Consider the following 18,057-nt stretch of genomic DNA (forward strand, 5'->3'; position numbering starts at 1 on the left):
GTAAACTTAATGGTGGTTATTGTATTTTTTAGACTTTTTAAAATCTCCGCTCTTATATATATTATGGTTAAATTTTGGCTTATTAAGATTTTAATCCTCGCAATTTAATCCTTCTCATTTTTTATAATTTATTTTCATGGCTTTTATTAAGATAGTCCTGCAAAGACCAATATAAGTTTCTGTTTTAATAAGTTTTTTACAAAAATAAGCATAAATCTTTTTTTAACTTAAGACAGATAAAAATTAATAAATAACAAAAACATAAATTAAATATTAAGTATATAATTTATTTAAGATCTCAATTTTAGTTCAAAAAAAAGACGATTGAAATTTATTTATTACTGTTTTGATTACTACAGAAAGATTACAATAACGACTAATAATTAGATTACCCGCCCATACAATCTTTCTAGGCATGTTATGACTTCAATGTCGAACAACACCCAAAAGCATTTTATTGTTGAGCAGATTCCACTACCGACTTGGGTCAGTGATGAAAATGGCTTGATATTATATTGCAATGTAGAGTGTACAGAATATTGGCAGGATACTTTTTCTCCATTACCTCAGCAATGGTTAGATTTTATATCTCCTGTCGATTTAGACGAAGTCAAAAATAGATGGCTCGAAGCAATTCGCCTGCGAAAAAGAATAGAATTAAAATGCCGACTTTTACAAAGTGGCAATCAATATAGATGGTGCAAACTTTCCATTCAAGCATCTAAATATCGCGGCTCTTCTCTAACTAGCGAATGGTATGTCAGCTTTTTAGATATTGATCACGATATTCAAGAGCAACAAAACTTGCAAAAGAATATTGAAATACAAAATCAAATGTTAGACATCAGTGTAGATTGCATTAAAGTATTAAATGTAGACGGCACAGTTTCTCATATGAATAAATCAGGATGCCTCGCTTTAGGTGTTCCTGTTGATGAAACAAAATTTGGGATGAAATGGCTTGAGCTATTGCCACCTCATATTCGTAAACGTGGACGTGTCGCTTTAAAAAAAGCCCTTCAAGGCAAAGTTGCCAGATTCGCTGGAATGAGTTGTTTACCAGATCAGGACCCCGAATATTGGGATAATATGTTGACCCCGATTCATCGGGAAAATGGGGAAATCATACAAATACTGTGTGTATCTCGTAACGTCACTCAACAGCATCTGACAGAAAATCAACTTAGAAATATGAGTGAACGAGATGAGCTGACCGGATTATGTAATCGGCGTTCATTTAAATTTCAGCTTAAACGAACCCTCGCATATTCAAAAGACAGCCAAACAAGTGTGGGTTTACTATTAATTGACCTTGATCATTTTAAGCATATTAATGACACATTAGGGCATAGCGCAGGCGACCATCTTTTAAAAGTTTTATCCAAACGTTTTAATCATTGTGTTGATGATGAAAGATGCTTTGTCGCAAGACTGGGTGGAGATGAATTTGCGGTTATTATTAATAACCTTAAATCTGAAAGTGATGTGCGTGACCTAGCCGCAATTTTACTTCAGCAGCTGAATCAACCTATTACCTATTTAGGCAATGTTCTAAATGGCGGTATGAGTATTGGTTGTGCGATTTATCCTCAAGATGCCGTCGATCAATCAGGTTTACTCAGTTGTGCAGATATGGCATTGCATGATTTAAAAGCACGTGGCCGTGGTGGTATTCGCATGTATGACCCATGCATGATGCAGATGACCGAAACAGTCGCTTCTCAGCTTAATTTAGCACGTCAGCTTATTCGTCATCATACCATCCAGCCCTACTATCAACCTAAAGTCGATTTAAAAACTCATCGTGTTGTAGGTTTTGAAGCTTTATTGCGATGGCATACAACTTCCGCTCAAAGAGGCTATCCTTCTCAAATTGCAGAGGCTTTTAAAGATTATAATTTAGCGAGTAAAATCGGTGAAACGATGCAACATCAAGTTTTACGTGACATCGCAAAATGGATAGATCTTGGTATTAAACCCCTTCCTGTTTCACTCAATGCTGCTCCAGTTGAGTTTCTAAGAGACAACTATGCTGAACGGCTTTTGAAAAAAATCAATCAATTTCAAATTCCAACACATTATATTGAAGTAGAAGTCACTGAACATATGTTGGGCGATCGAGGTTCAGAGTATGTGATCCGTGCACTTAATAAATTAAAACAACATGGCGTACATATTGCTCTAGATGACTTTGGTACAGGTTTTTCATCACTTACCCATATCCGTGACTATCCAATTGATAGTTTAAAAGTAGACTGTAGTTTTATACAAAAGATGCAACATGACCCATCAATTTATGCGATTGTTCAAGCAATTGGATTACTTGCTCCAAATTTATCACTGGGGCTTATTGCAGAAGGAATTGAAACCCCTGAACAAGAAGAACTACTTCGACAATTTGGATATAGTATAGGCCAAGGATTTTTGTTTGAATCTGCTATAGATGCCAATCAAGTCATTTCAATACTTAAACAGAATCAACTTACTTAAAAAGTCACTATCACACTTTAAGATAAAATTTATAATAAAATCTCTCACTTTTTTTCATACTAAAAATAAACAATAATCTTTCAAAAATTGTTCATAATATAAGCATAAAGATAATAAATCGGTGTTTTGGCACCATACATTGTCACAGGACAATAAGGAGCAATATATGAGTTATCACCATATCTTGGTTCCAGTCGATGGTTCTCCTACTTCACTCATTGCTGTCAATCATGCAGCAACACTTGCTAAGGCCTTTGGTAGTAAAGTGACTCTAGTATATGCGCTTACTATAGATCCTTTTATTTCTGTAGAATTCATTGATAGTACAGAATTGGCACAGGATTACTTTAATAAAGCTAGAGCATCTATTCAGGGTATTTTAGACCAAGCGAAAGAACAATTTAGCCAACACGGAATTTCTGTTGAAACAAAAATTGTTGAGGGTCAAACAATTCATACAGAAATTATTAAAGCCGCTACTGAACTCAAAGCAGACCTATTAGTGATTGGTTCTCATGGTCGAAAAGGGTTTAAAAAGTTCTTCTTAGGAAGTGTGACTCAAGCTCTTTTAGGAGAAATTCATTTACCGGTATTAGTCGTAACTGAGTAGTTTTTCTTAATCTAAAAAAACCGATCTTATGTAGATCGGTTTTTTAATGGCCTGTGTTACTGAGCTTTATATGTAAATTTAATTAGAGATCCTGGATTTTCTAATGTATTCGTTACAGAACCATCATCTTTTTGGACATTTCCAGCAGTATCAGTCAACACGTATAAAACATTCCCATCTGGACTTGCAATCACGTCACGATAGCGGTTGTTGCTTTTAAACATCGGCACAGCGTCATCATAAGTAGCACTGTAAGTTGGATCTAACTTAATACGGAAAATAACTCCGCGTTTTAAAGATGGAACTAATAATGTATTTTCCCAACCCGCAATTGCTTTTTTGCCGCCCTTATAGACATAAGCAGATGACGGTGCAACGGTTGGCCAGCAAATGTAGGTCATATCCCCACACGTTGGGTCATTATAGTTATAGGTATCCTGCACGGTATATAAAGTTTTTAACGGCGGTACAAAGTTTTTACCAGTCCATTCAGACTCTTTCGTCACAGGTACACCTGCTGCTACTTTTAAACCATTTTGCCCTAAATCTTTAATTTGTGCTTTATTGGTTGCTGCTGAATAATTTGCATAGGCATAACCACTGTCATCTTTATAACCTGCTACATTTGGCCAACCATAGTTCCCCCCTTTAACAATGAGATTAATTTCATCGTCAGAGTTTGGGCCCTGTTCAGATTGCAATAGTTTTCCATTCGGAGTAAATGCTAAGCCCTGTGGATTACGGTGTCCGAGCGTATAAATATGGCTAACGACTCCGTTAAAACTTGGGTTATCTTTTGGAATACTTCCATCAAGATTTAAGCGTAGTACTTTACCCATATAGGTATGATAGTTTTTGCCATTCAACTCTTGTTGAGTCGGCGTATGTTGTGCTTGATTTGGCAAGAATAAATAAGCAAGCTGGTTACGTCCTTGATCACCAATCGTATAGTAAATCTTTTGGTCTGGACCAATGACAAGACGACCGGATTGATGGTCTTTCGATGAAGGTAATCCTGCTAATAAATCGACTGGCTTCTCAAGCGTATCAGTTGACTTGTTATAAGTATATCGACGAATAATTGTTTGATTCGGTAGTTCTTTATCTGTAGATTTCGGATTTTTAAATGTACCTGAAATATAGATATAAGGATTATTTTTAAAATCAGGATGGAAAGCAAAGCCTAACAAACCATTTTGTCCATCAGCATCATTTACAATCTCAGGCACCTGAAAAACTGTTTTTACGCTACCTGTCTCTGGATTCACTCTTAGAATCTTGCCTGTTGCCCGCTCTGTTAACCAAATTTGATTATCAGGTCCCCACAACAAAGCATGTGGCTTATTTAAATTAGATAGAATAACTTTCTTGTCAAAGTTTTCTGATTTTGCTTTAGCAAATTGAGAGGGAGTTAGAGGAACATCAGCAAATGTTGAGAGTGTAACTAGCTGAGCAGCGCCTAATAAAGCAATTTTAACCAATAAATGTTTATTCATGTGTCCACCTTATAAATTGTCAAAATTTTCCGAGAATTTTTAAACCTCTAATAAAGGGTTTGTACGAGTTCTCTATATAATTTGTATTATGATGAATAACGAATCTATTAAAATCTAAATTTCTGAAAGGCTCTGTTGCATAAAAGTAGCTATTAAAACTGAATAAACTCTCTTTAAGATGAGTAACTTAACTATATGATTTATCTCTTCTATTCATTTTATATCTGAAACTTTTTTGAAATAGCTATCAGTTAAATAAATATTTATTAACGAAGTAATTGATAGTTAAAAATTAATACTCAAAGAGACAATTCTAATTATAAAAATATACATCACTAAAGACTAAAAGTTAGAAGCTGTAATTGAGAGCTATTTTTACAACGAAGGTGTCTTATGTGTGCAAACTTTAAACCTATTAAGAAAATACATGCCAATCAATTAGACTTATTTGAACCCACTTTTGAATATAAGATGGATATTTTCCCAAGTGATGATTGTCCCCTCCTTTTATTGAATCAAAATGAGCTTGTGTGGCGAAAAGCTAAATTTGGAATGCTCCCTCCCTATGCCAAAGAAATCGCATTCAAATATGCAACTTATAATGCCAGAACAGAAACTGTAGAACAAAAGCGCACCTTTAAACATGCATGGTTAAATAACCAATTTGCGCTTGTCCCTGTCGAAGCCATTTATGAACCTAAATATATCAATGGAAAAGCACATTGGTATGGTATTTTCCGGCAAGATGGACAACCTTTTACACTTGCTGCGATCTTTGAGGAAACACTTATTGATGAACAGAAAGTGAGATTAATGTCGCTATTAACAATCAATGCTGATCATCACCCTTTTATGAAACAATTTCATAAACCAGATGATGAAAAACGTTCGATTATTGTGATACCGGATCATCTCAGAAATGATTGGCTCAACTGCACTCATTCTGAAGCAAAAGACTTTTTCTTAGATATGCCTTCGAATGAGTTTACTTCAATGCCGAAAGCTGAAATGAAAAATTATGATTAAGTCAGTTTAGTCGACTTAGGTTAGTCAACCTTAAAAACTTATGCTATTCTTCGGGCACTTTTAAATGCCTCAAACTCTCTATACCTATGACACTTACGCCACCTTAAGTTTATTTACGCTTATCTCCTGTAAATAACTCATCACTGTTTAGTGATGTGGTGTAGTCGCTTGTGTTGGTATATCACATCACTAGCCTTTCAAAATTTAGAACTTAGGCTATTTCTCATGTTATCGAATGTCCGAGAACAATGGTTCTCTAATGTCCGCGCAGATATTCTTTCCGGTCTTGTTGTGGGTCTTGCTTTAATTCCAGAAGCAATTGCATTTTCAATTATTGCGGGTGTAGATCCCAAAGTCGGTTTATATGCATCCTTTTGTATTGCCGTTATTATTTCTTTCGTAGGCGGTCGTCCCGCTATGATTTCGGCGGCTACAGGCGCAATGGCTTTGGTTATGACAACGCTCGTAAAGGATCATGGACTTCAATACTTATTTGCAGCAACGGTATTGACTGGCGTCATACAAATTTTAGCTGGATATTTCAAACTCGCTAAACTCATGCGTTTTGTTTCTAAATCGGTGGTTATTGGATTCGTTAATGCCCTCGCCATACTCATCTTTATGGCTCAATTACCAGAATTGGTAAATGTGACATGGCATGTCTACTTACTAGTAGCAATTGGTTTAGGAATTATTTACCTTTTCCCCTATATTCCAAAAATTGGAAAGTTCTTTCCCTCACCTCTTATTTGTATTGTAGTAGTCACATTACTCGCTATTTTTTTAGGTTTTGACGTTCGAACAGTGGGTGATATGGGATCATTACCAGATACGTTACCTATATTTCTAATCCCGAATATTCCGTTAAATTTAGAAACCCTTCTTATTATTCTTCCATATTCTTTAGCCCTTGCCGCGGTTGGCTTACTTGAATCGATGATGACTGCAACAATCGTTGATGAAATGACAGATACATCTAGTGATAAATTTCAAGAATGTAGAGGTCAAGGTATCGCAAATATTGCTTCAGGTTTTATGGGCGGCATGGCTGGTTGCGCCATGATTGGTCAATCAATGATTAATGTAAAATCGGGTGGTCGTACACGTTTATCCACTTTCTGCGCAGGCATATTCTTACTTATTTTAGTTGTATTTTTAAGTGATTGGTTAAAGGTGATTCCTATGGCAGCTCTGGTTGCTGTCATGATTATGGTATCGATCAGTACTTTTGAGTGGAACTCTCTGACTCAATTTAAAAATAATCCTAAAAGTAGTAATGTCGTTATGATCGCTACCGTTATTGTAGTGGTGGCTACCCATAACTTGGCGCTAGGTGTATTAACTGGCGTATTACTTTCAGCACTTTTCTTAGCAAATAAACTTGAAAACGATATTCGTATAGAAACTTCATTCGAGAATCAAGCTCGTCTATATGAATTAAGAGGTCAAATATTTTTCAGTTCATCTGAAAAATTTATGCAAAGTTTTAACTTTAAAGAAGCAGTTAAAGAAGTCATTATTGATCTCACCCATTCTCATATTTGGGATGTGACTTCAGTTGCTATGCTAGATTCAGTAGTAAATAAATTTCAAAAGAACGGTATTAAGGTAACGGTTCGCGGCTTAAATGAAGCCAGTTCAATCATGATTGATAAATACGGTACTCATGCAAAAATCTAAAAAAGGTCCTTCGGGACCTTTTCCAATTTTAAAACTTCCTTTATTAAGGTGATTTATATAATAGCCGATTTGGGCTACCAGAAGGATTTTTTACCACATTACTACTTGCTTGATTTAAAAGATTGGTCGAGATGGTCTGAGGTGTTGCTGTAGGTGTACTTTGCAACATTTCAGCTACAACACCAACAACATGTGGAGTAGCCATTGAAGTTCCATTTAAAACTTTAGTTGCTGTATTACTTCCAATCCATGAAGAATTGATCTGGCTTCCCGGCGCAAAAATATCAACGCAGCTTCCATAATTAGAATAACTCGCTCGTGTATCAGTATTATCTGTAGCAGCGACAGTAATTGCTTTACTCACTCTTGCTGGAGAAGAGCTACAGGCATCTGCATTAGAATTTCCTGCAGCGACAACCATCACATAACCGTTATTAAATAAGTTTTCTACTGCGCTATCTAAGGATGTGTTCGCATCACCGCCTAAAGACATATTCACCACAGCTGGCTTTTTACCATTTTTTAATATCCAATCTAACCCTGCAATCACGTTACTCGAAGCACCAGACCCATCACATCCTAAAATTCGTATTGGTACTAAACTTACGTTTTTAGCAACACCATACGTACTCCCACCAACTGTTCCTGCTACATGAGTACCATGTCCATTACAATCTGTTGTACCATTTCCGTCAGATATCGCGGTATAGCCACTTAATACACGCCCAGAGAACTGTTGATGTGTAGATAATATTCCCGTATCAACAATATAAGCTGTTGTGCCCGAGCCTGTTTGCAAATATGAATAAGCTGAATCTAAAGGTAAAGTTTTCTGATCAATACGGTCTAAGCCCCAATCTGGATTGCTTTGTGTAGTTGCATCAATTTTCATGACTGTGTCATTTTCTACTAAAAGAACTTTGGGATTTTTTTTCATGGCTTCAACAAAAGCAGTACCCGCAACATCGGGTAAATAAATTGCAAATCCCTTAAGTACAGTATCGTAAGTCTGTAATATTTTTCCCCCATGTTCTTTAGCAATACTTTGTGCAAAATCATTAGAAGGGCCAACATCCTTATTGAGAATAACAATATATTGGTTTTTAATAATTCCTTTTGCTTCAGAGGAGCTTAATACAGAATTTGTTGTAGCAGGTGCTGCATGGACATGGACTAGATTGACGGCGGCCATTGATAAGAAAGCAGCCGATATTTGGCAAAATTTCATAAAGAATCTCCATATTTTTTACTTCAGACATCGTTGTTATGATCAATACAGTCTTTATATTTAGAGGTTAAAATTTTTTAGAAAGGAATTTTTATTATATTCTCCATGTATTATAACCAAGTTATATTTTCATAAAACTTGGGTCTATACAATACTCTTATCTTTTTCAATTAAAAGTGAGAACCAGTTCAAATAAATTAAAAAATCGAAGATTATTTTAGTCTATTGATAATTTAGATTAATTGGGATGTATAATGTAAAAATATATAATCATTAAAAACAATATAAATGTAGAAATAATGAGATATGTTCCAATGGTGTTAAAACTTCTTAAAAATTTCCAGATATCCATAAATAAAATATAAAACAGTGAATTATATAAATTTTTGCAAATTTCAATCCTAGCTTCAACCAAAATAAATTTACAATTTCTTTAACTATACGTATTTAGTATTAAACATGTAAAGATATACTAAAAAAGTCTTTATTACTTACCGATTATAAAAATTTTAAATAATTTTAAATATATAATACAAATACCAAAATTAATAAAACCTATAATTTTTTAATTTTAGTTCTGGCAACTCAACCGTACATCCTGCTAAATGATGTCTACAGTTAACACTATATTCAATAAAACCACCTTTAATAAAGTAATTACAATGCCCATACATAATTATGAGCTGATCAAAAGTTGGTTTTTCCAAATCATGATTAAAAGTCCACTGGTTACCATTAGAAAAAGGATAATGTACAGGAATATAGTGAAGATACCCGCAACCTGGACACATATGTTTATACATGTCACCTTCAAAATATTGTACTTTCATAAAGGCTCCTTTATAAATAAAAAAACCCACTCATGAGAACCGACTAAATTAATTACTTTCAAATGCTATATATATTATTTAATTATTTTTATAATTTTTATTTTCTTATATTTTATCGAGCCTATATGACAAACTCATGAATGATTAGTAAGCTTATATTTTAATTAATCTATTTATTAAATGATAATTCAAGTTAAATCATGAAAAGAAAATCCTAATTTATTTCTTATTTATCACAGGTATATCTTATTCATTCATATTAATCTTTGGATAGATATTATAGCTACATCACCCTTTATCTTATTGTTTTTAAAAGTAAAATAAAAAAGTCCGCATCTTGGGAAGCTACGGACTTAAAAACTCAACTAAACAACAGCTAAACAATTTATTGTCTAGTGAGAAAGCACTATCTTTTTAATCTAATTAAGTTCCACTGTTAGGTCAACAACAATAAATAATTTCTACAAAAAAATAGGTTGAGATGTGATTCATCTCACACTTTATCTTTCTATAAAATTAATTACTCATACAATCACATTGCATATATTGTAATTCGACTGCTTAAACTAATATAGACTTAAAATAGTGTTCCAAAATAGAGTAATGATTAACTTTAGGAATAAGCTTAAAAGAAACAAAATTCTGATCTTGCTCTTTTTTAATTTCAAAATAATTTTGGCTTTGCCATTTCAACTCTTCGAGCTCAAGCTCACCACAGAAAATTGAACATGGAATAGTAATTTGATCACTGTGATGAATAGGACTATATTTTAAGATATCTTCGCTTGAAAGATTGAGAGCATGATTTAAATGAGTGCTTTGTATAGGCCTTAAGTCATAAATTCCACTTAGCAACACCATCTCAGATATGAATGGATGTCCTAATGACAAAGCAACCAGATGCGCCCCTGCTGAATGCCCAACCAGAACCATCTCATCGGTTCGCCAGTTTTGCTCTCGAATAAAATCGAGAGCTTGATTAACTTGAGAAGCAATATCTGAAATTTTGCTTTGTGGTGCCAGATCATATTCTAAAAGAACACACTGGGCTCCTTTTGCTAGAACATACGGTACGATGAATCCAAACTCTGATTTATCACACCATTGCCAATAGCCGCCATGAATAAAAATAACAGTCTTTTTAGCTTGCTCTAATGGGAATAAATCTAAGGTTGACCTTGGGTGCGTCCCATATTGAATATCTGCAATATGAATAAATTCTTGGTAGCTCTGTAAACTTGTTCGTTGAAATTCTGCCAATATCTCATGTTCATTGGCCACAGTTCTAGCATTGTCATAGAGTCTCATAGGTCTCTCACTTCAACGATTCTTCATGAGCATTTAAAGCAAGCTTGGCTGACGAGCGTTTTAAATAGTAGAAAACCGTAAGCACAACAACTAATGGGACTCCAAATTGTAAAGTTGACTTGAACTCATTGGTAAACCATGTGGTGACTGTGATACTTAAAATTGCGATTAATCCTAAGAATGAAATTAACTGACTTGCTGGAACCTTAAACTTTAATTGCTGGCCTTGTTGTGCCATTTTCCGTCTAAAAAACATATGGGTAATAAAAATACTGCCCCAAGTGAACAATGCACCAAACATAGATAAAGCAATCATGATCGGAAAAGCAGAAGCTGGGGTAATCGTATAAACAATACTCGCAATACCAATACCCACTGCTGACAACAGCAATGCGTTAATTGGTACGCCATTATGACTAATGCGACCAAATAATTTCGGTGCATCACCTGCGCGTGACAAACTAAATAGCATACGTGTCGAGATATACAACATACTATTCATGGCTGATAAGGCCGCGACAATTACAATAAAATTTAAAATACTGTCCGCATATGGAATACCTACAATTTTCATTACCATCACAAAAGGGCTGGTCGCCTCGGCTCCAATTAAAGTTGTCCAAGGAACAAGTGCCACAATGAGAAATAAAGACAGTAAATAAAATAGAATTAAGCGAATTGCAGTACTTTTAAAAGCTTTCTTAACTGCTCTTTCCGGATCTTTAGCCTCACCAGCCGCAACAGCGATCATTTCAATACTTAAATAACTAAATATTGAAATGATTACTCCAATCCAGACCCCACTAAAACCATGAGGAAAAAAGCCCCCATGCTCGGTTAGATTAGAAACAACCTGAACTGCTCCTCCATGACTTTGAGTCAAAATACCAATTGCTAAAAGAATAAATACAATAATTGCAAAGACTTTTATTGTCGAAAACCAATATTCAACCAATCCAAAAGCTTTAACGCTATATGCATTAACCACAAGCAAAGTCAGAGAGAAAAAAGCGATCCAGACCCAAGAGCCTACACTTGGAAACCATAATTTCATATAGTCAGCAACTGCTGTAATTTCTGTACCGACCGCTAATACAATACATGCCCAATAACAATAACGGACTAAAAACCCAGCAAGAGGACTTACATAATGCTCAGCATATGCTCCAAATGAGCCTGACGTAGGATGCTGAACTGTCATCTCAGCCAAACAAGCCATAATAGCAAATGCGATTAAGCCACCAATGGCATAACTCACGATGACAGCGGGACCAGCAAAGCTAATTGCAAACTTGCTTCCCATGAACAGCCCTGTACCAATCGCTCCACCAATTGCAATCATTCCCATCTGTTTTGCGGATAATTTCTTATGTAAACCCGCTTCTCGATTTTGTATTTCATCAAAACTGCTCATAGGCCCTCCTAGCCATTATTCTGATATTAACCTTTAACGATCAGGTCACTTCGCTACGTACCAGATAACGCTCATTTTTCCATTCATTATTCAGCATAATTTGCTTAAGTTGCTGTACAGCATTCCAGATATCTTCAAAACCTAGATATAAAGGTGTAATTCCAAAACGTAATACTTCCGGCTCTCGATAATCCCCAATCACACCACGAGCAATAAGCGCCTGAATAATTTCATAACCAAACTCATGTCTATAACTGACATGACTGCCACGATATTGATGGTTTAAAGGTGTAATCAGCTCAAAACCAAACTGAGGACATTCTTGTTGAACAAGTTGAATAAACAAATCAGTTAATTTGAGGGATTTCTCGCGTATTTGTTGCATATCAGCTTGTAAGAAAATATCGACACCACATTCGATTAGACTCATCGAAATGATAGGTTGTGTTCCACACAAATAACGACGAATACTGTTAGCTGGTTCATAGTGCTGAGCCATATCAAATGGTTTTTTGTGCCCCCACCAGCCTGATAAAGGTTGCCAGAACTGATCACGATGCTTTCGATTTACCCATAACAATGCTGGAGAACCTGGGCCACCGTTTAAGTATTTGTAAGTACAACCAATCGCAAAATCACTATTGCTTTGATTAAGATCCATAGGCACCGCACCAACCGAGTGACATAAATCCCAAATAATCAAAGCATCTTTAGCGTGAATTTGTTGATTAATAGATTCCATATCATAGAAATATCCAGTCCGATAATTCACATGAGAAAGAACAACGACAGCCACATCTTTTGCCAAAACACGAGATAGATCATCTGCACCATCAATCAACTCAACTTGATAACCTTGATTAATCAAGTCGATAAAGCCTTCAATAATATAAATATCTGTTGGGAAGGCATCTTTTTCTGCAACAATAATTTTACGTTCCGGAAATTTTTCAGCTTGAATTTTTACCGCTGCTGATAAAACTTTAAATAAATTTAAGGTCGTTGAGTCTGAAATAACCACTTCCCCTTTTTCGGCACCGATAAGCTGCGCAACTTTATCTCCGAGTCTAGTCGGTAAGCCCCACCAATCTGCTTTATTCCAACTATTAATAAGGTCCTCGCCCCACTCTTTGGCAATAATATGCTGAGCAACCTCTAATGATTTCTTTGGTCTTGCACCTAAAGAATTCCCATCTAAATAAATGACGTTTTTTGGCAGTGCAAATTCATCTTTAAACTTTTTGAGTTCATCTTCCTGATCCCAATAGAGGCATTGTTCGTGAGTAATCATTTGTTATTTCACCTATTTTCAACATTTCCTTTGTTTTTGAATTTTATCATGCTCATTCTTTCGATTTATTCGATAATATTTGATTAAAATTAGATATTTTCGTATAAAATTCGAATTAAAATTAAAAAACTTGGATGATATTCGAAAATGAATGTAGATGCAATCGATCTAAAAATTTTGAAGTATTTACAAGATAATGGTCGGTTAAGTAACCAAGAACTGGCCGATCTCGTTAACCTTTCGGCTTCAGCTTGTCATCGGCGAGTTAAAATTCTAGAAAGCAATGGTGTAATTGAAAAATATCAAGCGAAAGTTAATTATGAAAAACTAGGCATAAAAATTGAGGCAATCGTCGAAATAAAACTTGCTCAGCTAACAGAAAATGATCACAACTTCTTTTTAAGTCAGATCAAAAATTTTGATGAAGTCATTAATGCATATATTATTACTGGCGAATCTAATTATGTTTTACACGTTGCGACCAAAGATTTGAGTTCTTTTTCTCATTTCGTTATTAATACCTTAAATAAAATAAAAGGTGTAGTCAGCATTAATTCCAAGATCATTTTACAGAAGATTGTGCAAAAACCACTTTGACCCCTCATTTTCAATTAAAGAGCCATCTCATGATCGAAACAAAACGTTTAATTTTAAGACAGTGGAAAGAAAGTGATTTTGAGCCATTTATAACAATGGGCTTAGATCAAGATGTTATGCAATTTTTCCCAAATCTTTTAACACCCCAAGAAAGCCTTAATTTAATCCAAAAAATTTCATCTCTCATTCAAGAAAAAGGTTGGGGCTTTTGGGCAGTAGAATTAAAAGAAACCCATCAATTTATCGGGTTCATTGGTCTACACAGCCAACCTGAACAATTTGACTTTTCTCCATGTGTGGAAATTGGGTGGCGGCTTACAAAAGAATTTTGGAAACGAGGTTATGCAACAGAAGGTGCAAAAGCAGTTTTAGATTATGGTTTTAATATACTGAATTTAGATAAAATCGTTTCATTCACCGCTACGATTAATACCCCCTCTCAAGCTGTCATGAAAAGACTTGGAATGCACAAAGTTAAAAACTTCGAACATCCTAAAGTTCCTCTTCATCACGAATTAAGAGAACATGTGCTATATGAAATCACGAATGCTTACTCATCAAAATCATAGCCGACGGAGGTCGAACATTCCCAATATTCATTAAGTTTATCTGCTATTTCTTCTTTTTCCATGGTGGTAAGTACGTAAAAAAGTTTAGCCTCTTTATTCTTTCTTAGAATTAATAAATTGTAATAATCATACTCAGGTCCATTCAGCCCTAAGGTAAGTTGTGACTCACAATGTTTTTCTGCTTTGTAGTGCCACTCAAGTTTATAAGTATCAAGGCCATCGGCAGCATTGATTACGATACCGTCATTGGTTCCACCAATAAATCCAATTTTCATTGCTTTCTCTAAGTTCTTATAGGAATAATTTTAAATATAACTTTAAATAAGTATCCTTCAATTTATAAAATGTTTGTCAATACGTATCCTATGTAAGCAAATTTAATCTTAGGAGCTAAAAACCTTAAATAAATTTTAAATATTTTTAATTTAAGGAAGGAGTTTTCTACTAAAACTGTCTCATTATTATTTTTTGTTTTACCAGATTCCGCGTTATAATTTCAAACCATTTATCTCTCCTATCCATCCTATGAAGCTATGTAAATTTTAGAAAATTATGGGATGTAGCTTTAAATTAGTTTGAGTATTTATAAGTTTATTTAATTTATGATTTTAAAAGGATATATGGTAAATGTGTCTTAAAAATTTTGCTATAAATGATTTTGGAGATATTTAAAAAAATGTCTAAAATCATAATGTTTGACATGGACGGAACACTCTTAGATCTCGCTTTTGATGATTTCATATGGAATGAATGTCTTCCTGAACGACATGCAAAAACACATCAACTTTCTCTCTCCAAGAGCAAAGAAAAGCTATATCAATTTTATCAATCACATCGCCATACGCTTGTTTGGTATTCATCAACCTATTGGACTAAAACTGTAGGCGTTGATGTACTCAAATTACAACAAGAATTTCAATCTAAGATTCAAGCTCGTTCTGGCTGCATTGAGCTTTTGCAACAACTTAAAGAGCAAGGATACATGTGTTGGCTCGTGACTAATGCAGACCGCGCGAGCTTACGCTTAAAACTCGATAATATTGCGATTGAACATTTCTTTGATGTCATCATATCAAGTGAACAAGTAGGTTATGCCAAAGAGGACGTCAATTTTTGGCAAGAACTCCAAAGATTACATCCATTCAATCCAGATGAAACGATTTTTATTGACGATACGGCTCCCGTATTAAAAACGGCAGAAAAATTTGGTATTCAACACTTGTTTACTATCTCACAGCCCTCAAGTCTAAAGGATATAAAACAGCATCAAGATTTAGAATTTAAAGCACTAGATCGGCTTACAGAATTGCTGTCTATATTGAATGAAATTGATAGAAAGGATAATGATGTCAAAATTGCCTGAAAACGATGCTGTAGAGACCATGCGTGTCGACAAATGGTTATGGGTTGCTCGTTTTTTTAAAACTCGTTCAATTGCTAAAGGAGCGATTGAAGGAGGTAAAGTACATCACAATAATGAGCGTGTAAAAGTTTCCAAAGAAATTCGAGTTGGAATGGAACTTGTTATTCAGCAAGGGTTTGATAAGAAAACTGTTGTGATAAAAGCTCTTTCGAACACACGTGGTCCAGCTCCCATCGCACAGCAACTTTATGAAGAAACCGAAGTAAGTATTGCTAGACGGGAGTTGATTGCATCCCAACGAAAATTGCATAATCTAGCTCGACCTGACCATAGACCGGGTAAAAAGGATCGTCGTCAAATTATTCGGTTTAAACAGGAGAATGATCAAAATTGGTCATACGGTGATGAATAAAAACGTCGAGTTGTGTCGCACACACACATACAACACATAGAAGCTATAGAAAAAATCTGTCACTATTACCCTAGTGAAACAAGTTGAGATTCAATGCATCCACTTGGGTTAAACGTGATGAACATAGAGTATTGAGGTTTTTGAGATGGATGAGAATAAAAGCAAAGCATTACAAGCCGCGCTAAGTCAAATTGAGAAACAATTTGGCAAAAATACGGTGATGCGTCTCGGTGACAACACTGTTCAAGCTGTTGAAGCTGTATCTACAGGCTCTTTGACTTTAGATATTGCATTGGGGATTGGCGGTTTACCAAAAGGTCGTATTGTCGAGATTTATGGTCCAGAATCTTCTGGTAAAACCACAATGACTCTACAAGCAATTGCACAATGTCAAAAAACTGGTGGTACGTGTGCCTTTATCGATGCAGAGCACGCATTAGATCCACAATATGCACGTAAGCTTGGTGTAGACATTGATAACCTGCTTGTATCGCAACCTGATAACGGTGAACAAGCACTCGAAATTGCAGATATGCTCGTTCGTTCTGGTGCAATTGACTTAATCGTTGTCGACTCAGTCGCTGCACTTACTCCTAAAGCAGAAATTGAAGGTGAGATGGGTGACTCTCATATGGGCTTGCAAGCTCGTTTAATGAGTCAGGCACTTCGTAAAATTACGGGTAATGCTAAACGTTCAAACTGTATGGTTATCTTCATTAACCAGATCCGTATGAAGATTGGGGTAATGTTTGGTAGTCCAGAAACTACAACTGGTGGTAACGCATTGAAGTTCTACGCTTCTGTACGTTTAGATATCCGTCGTATTGGTCAAGTAAAAGAAGGCGATGAAATCGTTGGCTCTGAAACCCGAGTTAAAGTGGTTAAAAACAAAATGGCTCCTCCTTTCAGAGAGGCTATTTTCCAAATCCTATATGGTAAAGGCACAAACCAGCTAGGCGAACTTGTAGATTTAGCTGTACAACAAGATATCGTACAAAAAGCAGGTGCTTGGTATTCATATCAAGGTAATAAAATTGGTCAAGGTAAGAACAATGTTATTCGCCACTTTGAAGAAAACCCTCAGATGGCTGGAGAAATTGAACGTAACATCCGTGAACAGTTGTTAACAACAGGTACTAATACTGCTCAAGTTGAAGATGAAGAAGAAGCTGATCTTCTACTAGAATCTTAATTATTCATGAGCCTTAAAACGCCCTTCGGGGCGTTTTTTTACAAGGGAACCCTAATACTATGTTCAAAAGAACTGAAGAACAGTCTCAACAAAGAGCTTTGCTTACAGGTCAACGTTTACGCTCTTATGCTTTTGCTTTATTGACTCGTCGAGATTACTCCAAAGCAGAGCTTACCGAAAAACTAACTCGTTATGCACAAAACCCTGAAGAGGTTAAGCAGCTTGTTGAAGAATTATCTGAGCAAAACTATCAAAGTGATCAACGCGTTGCGGAATTAACATTGGCTAGCCAGATACGTAAAGGCAAAGGTCCAAAACGTATTAAACAAGCTTTAAAAACAAAACAAATAGAAAATGATTTAATTGCTGATGAAATTCATAATATTGATTGGGTAGAACAGGCTTATCAACTGAAAGTGAAGAAATTTGGTGAAGAAGTAGAAAAAGATCCTAAACTTAAAGCAAAACAGATGAGGTTCTTACAATATAGAGGATTTGATTTAGATGTAATTATGAAGGCAATCCAACGGAGAGTGGATTAAAAGAATGGT

17 protein-coding genes and 1 pseudogene are annotated in these 18,057 nt (G+C 35.3%); 10 read left to right on the forward strand and 8 right to left on the reverse strand.

What is annotated here, in order from left to right; all coding sequences use genetic code 11:
• Positions 1–420: 420 nt before the first annotated feature.
• Together ACS125_RS14670 and ACS125_RS14675 are read left to right on the forward strand one after the other, a co-directional pair.
• Positions 421–2,516, forward strand: a pseudogene (locus tag ACS125_RS14670) (sensor domain-containing protein).
• 140 nt (positions 2,517–2,656) lie between these two features.
• Positions 2,657–3,100: a universal stress protein gene (locus tag ACS125_RS14675; protein WP_004791904.1), complete on the forward strand. Its 444-nt coding sequence runs from the start codon at positions 2,657–2,659 to the stop codon at positions 3,098–3,100.
• Positions 3,101–3,156: 56 nt separating this feature from the next.
• Here ACS125_RS14675 and ACS125_RS14680 read toward each other — a convergent pair whose 3' ends face one another.
• Positions 3,157–4,596: a glucose/sorbosone family PQQ-dependent dehydrogenase gene (locus ACS125_RS14680; RefSeq protein ID WP_443272948.1), complete on the reverse strand. Its 1,440-nt coding sequence runs from the start codon at positions 4,594–4,596 to the stop codon at positions 3,157–3,159.
• A 393-nt stretch (positions 4,597–4,989) separates the two neighbouring features.
• On the opposite strand from ACS125_RS14680, the gene ACS125_RS14685 reads away from it, so the two are divergent.
• Together ACS125_RS14685 and ACS125_RS14690 are read left to right on the forward strand one after the other, a co-directional pair.
• Entirely contained in the window at positions 4,990–5,622 is a 633-nt protein-coding gene (locus tag ACS125_RS14685) for an SOS response-associated peptidase family protein (protein WP_443272950.1), read from the forward strand.
• A 225-nt stretch (positions 5,623–5,847) separates the two neighbouring features.
• Positions 5,848–7,302 carry a SulP family inorganic anion transporter gene (locus tag ACS125_RS14690; RefSeq protein WP_443272953.1) on the forward strand — a complete coding sequence of 485 codons (1,455 nt, stop codon included), beginning with the start codon at positions 5,848–5,850 and terminating at the stop codon, positions 7,300–7,302.
• A gap of 43 nt (positions 7,303–7,345) precedes the next feature.
• On the opposite strand, the gene ACS125_RS14695 is transcribed toward ACS125_RS14690, so the two are convergent.
• From ACS125_RS14695 to kynU, 6 genes are all read right to left on the reverse strand, one after another.
• Complete coding sequence (locus ACS125_RS14695) at positions 7,346–8,530, reverse strand: S8 family peptidase (protein WP_443272955.1); 1,185 nt, start codon at positions 8,528–8,530, stop codon at positions 7,346–7,348.
• 238 nt (positions 8,531–8,768) lie between these two features.
• Positions 8,769–8,882, reverse strand: coding sequence for a hypothetical protein (locus tag ACS125_RS14700; protein WP_228128898.1), 114 nt, complete (start codon positions 8,880–8,882; stop codon positions 8,769–8,771).
• Between the two features lie 193 nt (positions 8,883–9,075).
• Positions 9,076–9,360 carry a DUF6527 family protein gene (locus ACS125_RS14705; protein ID WP_004791894.1) on the reverse strand — a complete coding sequence of 95 codons (285 nt, stop codon included), beginning with the start codon at positions 9,358–9,360 and terminating at the stop codon, positions 9,076–9,078.
• Positions 9,361–9,921: 561 nt separating this feature from the next.
• Positions 9,922–10,668, reverse strand: coding sequence for an alpha/beta hydrolase (locus ACS125_RS14710; RefSeq protein ID WP_443272958.1), 747 nt, complete (start codon positions 10,666–10,668; stop codon positions 9,922–9,924).
• 7 nt (positions 10,669–10,675) lie between these two features.
• Positions 10,676–12,082: an amino acid permease gene (locus ACS125_RS14715; protein ID WP_443272960.1), complete on the reverse strand. Its 1,407-nt coding sequence runs from the start codon at positions 12,080–12,082 to the stop codon at positions 10,676–10,678.
• 40 nt (positions 12,083–12,122) lie between these two features.
• Positions 12,123–13,373 (reverse strand): kynureninase, encoded by a 1,251-nt coding sequence (gene kynU / locus ACS125_RS14720; protein ID WP_443272962.1) that lies wholly within the window; start codon positions 13,371–13,373, stop codon positions 12,123–12,125.
• 147 nt (positions 13,374–13,520) lie between these two features.
• Between kynU and gigD the strand changes: the two genes are divergently transcribed.
• A complete protein-coding gene (gigD, locus tag ACS125_RS14725) occupies positions 13,521–13,970 on the forward strand; it encodes an Lrp/AsnC family transcriptional regulator GigD (RefSeq protein WP_443272964.1) in 450 nt (149 codons plus the stop codon).
• Positions 13,971–13,999: 29 nt separating this feature from the next.
• Positions 14,000–14,539: a GNAT family N-acetyltransferase gene (locus ACS125_RS14730; RefSeq protein ID WP_443272966.1), complete on the forward strand. Its 540-nt coding sequence runs from the start codon at positions 14,000–14,002 to the stop codon at positions 14,537–14,539.
• Here ACS125_RS14730 and ACS125_RS14735 read toward each other — a convergent pair.
• On the reverse strand, positions 14,521–14,814 hold the full coding sequence (locus ACS125_RS14735; RefSeq protein WP_004791883.1) for a hypothetical protein: 294 nt from the start codon (positions 14,812–14,814) through the stop codon (positions 14,521–14,523). The genes ACS125_RS14730 and ACS125_RS14735 overlap by 19 nt on opposite strands.
• A gap of 401 nt (positions 14,815–15,215) precedes the next feature.
• Between ACS125_RS14735 and ACS125_RS14740 the strand changes: the two genes are divergently transcribed.
• The 4 genes from ACS125_RS14740 to ACS125_RS14755 all read left to right on the forward strand — a co-directional run bounded on the left by ACS125_RS14740 (position 15,216) and on the right by ACS125_RS14755 (position 18,048).
• Positions 15,216–15,902, forward strand: a complete 687-nt coding sequence (locus ACS125_RS14740; protein WP_443272968.1) for an HAD-IA family hydrolase — start codon at positions 15,216–15,218, stop codon at positions 15,900–15,902.
• Positions 15,886–16,314, forward strand: a complete 429-nt coding sequence (locus ACS125_RS14745; RefSeq protein WP_005306259.1) for an RNA-binding S4 domain-containing protein — start codon at positions 15,886–15,888, stop codon at positions 16,312–16,314. Before ACS125_RS14740 ends, ACS125_RS14745 begins: the two co-directional genes overlap by 17 nt.
• A gap of 145 nt (positions 16,315–16,459) precedes the next feature.
• Positions 16,460–17,506, forward strand: a complete 1,047-nt coding sequence (gene recA, locus ACS125_RS14750; protein ID WP_049836882.1) for a recombinase RecA — start codon at positions 16,460–16,462, stop codon at positions 17,504–17,506.
• A gap of 59 nt (positions 17,507–17,565) precedes the next feature.
• Entirely contained in the window at positions 17,566–18,048 is a 483-nt protein-coding gene (locus ACS125_RS14755) for a regulatory protein RecX (protein WP_192453971.1), read from the forward strand.
• Positions 18,049–18,057 lie beyond the last annotated feature (9 nt).

The organism is Acinetobacter sp. PFS20 (assembly GCF_052261015.1).
Lineage (GTDB): Bacteria > Pseudomonadota > Gammaproteobacteria > Pseudomonadales > Moraxellaceae > Acinetobacter.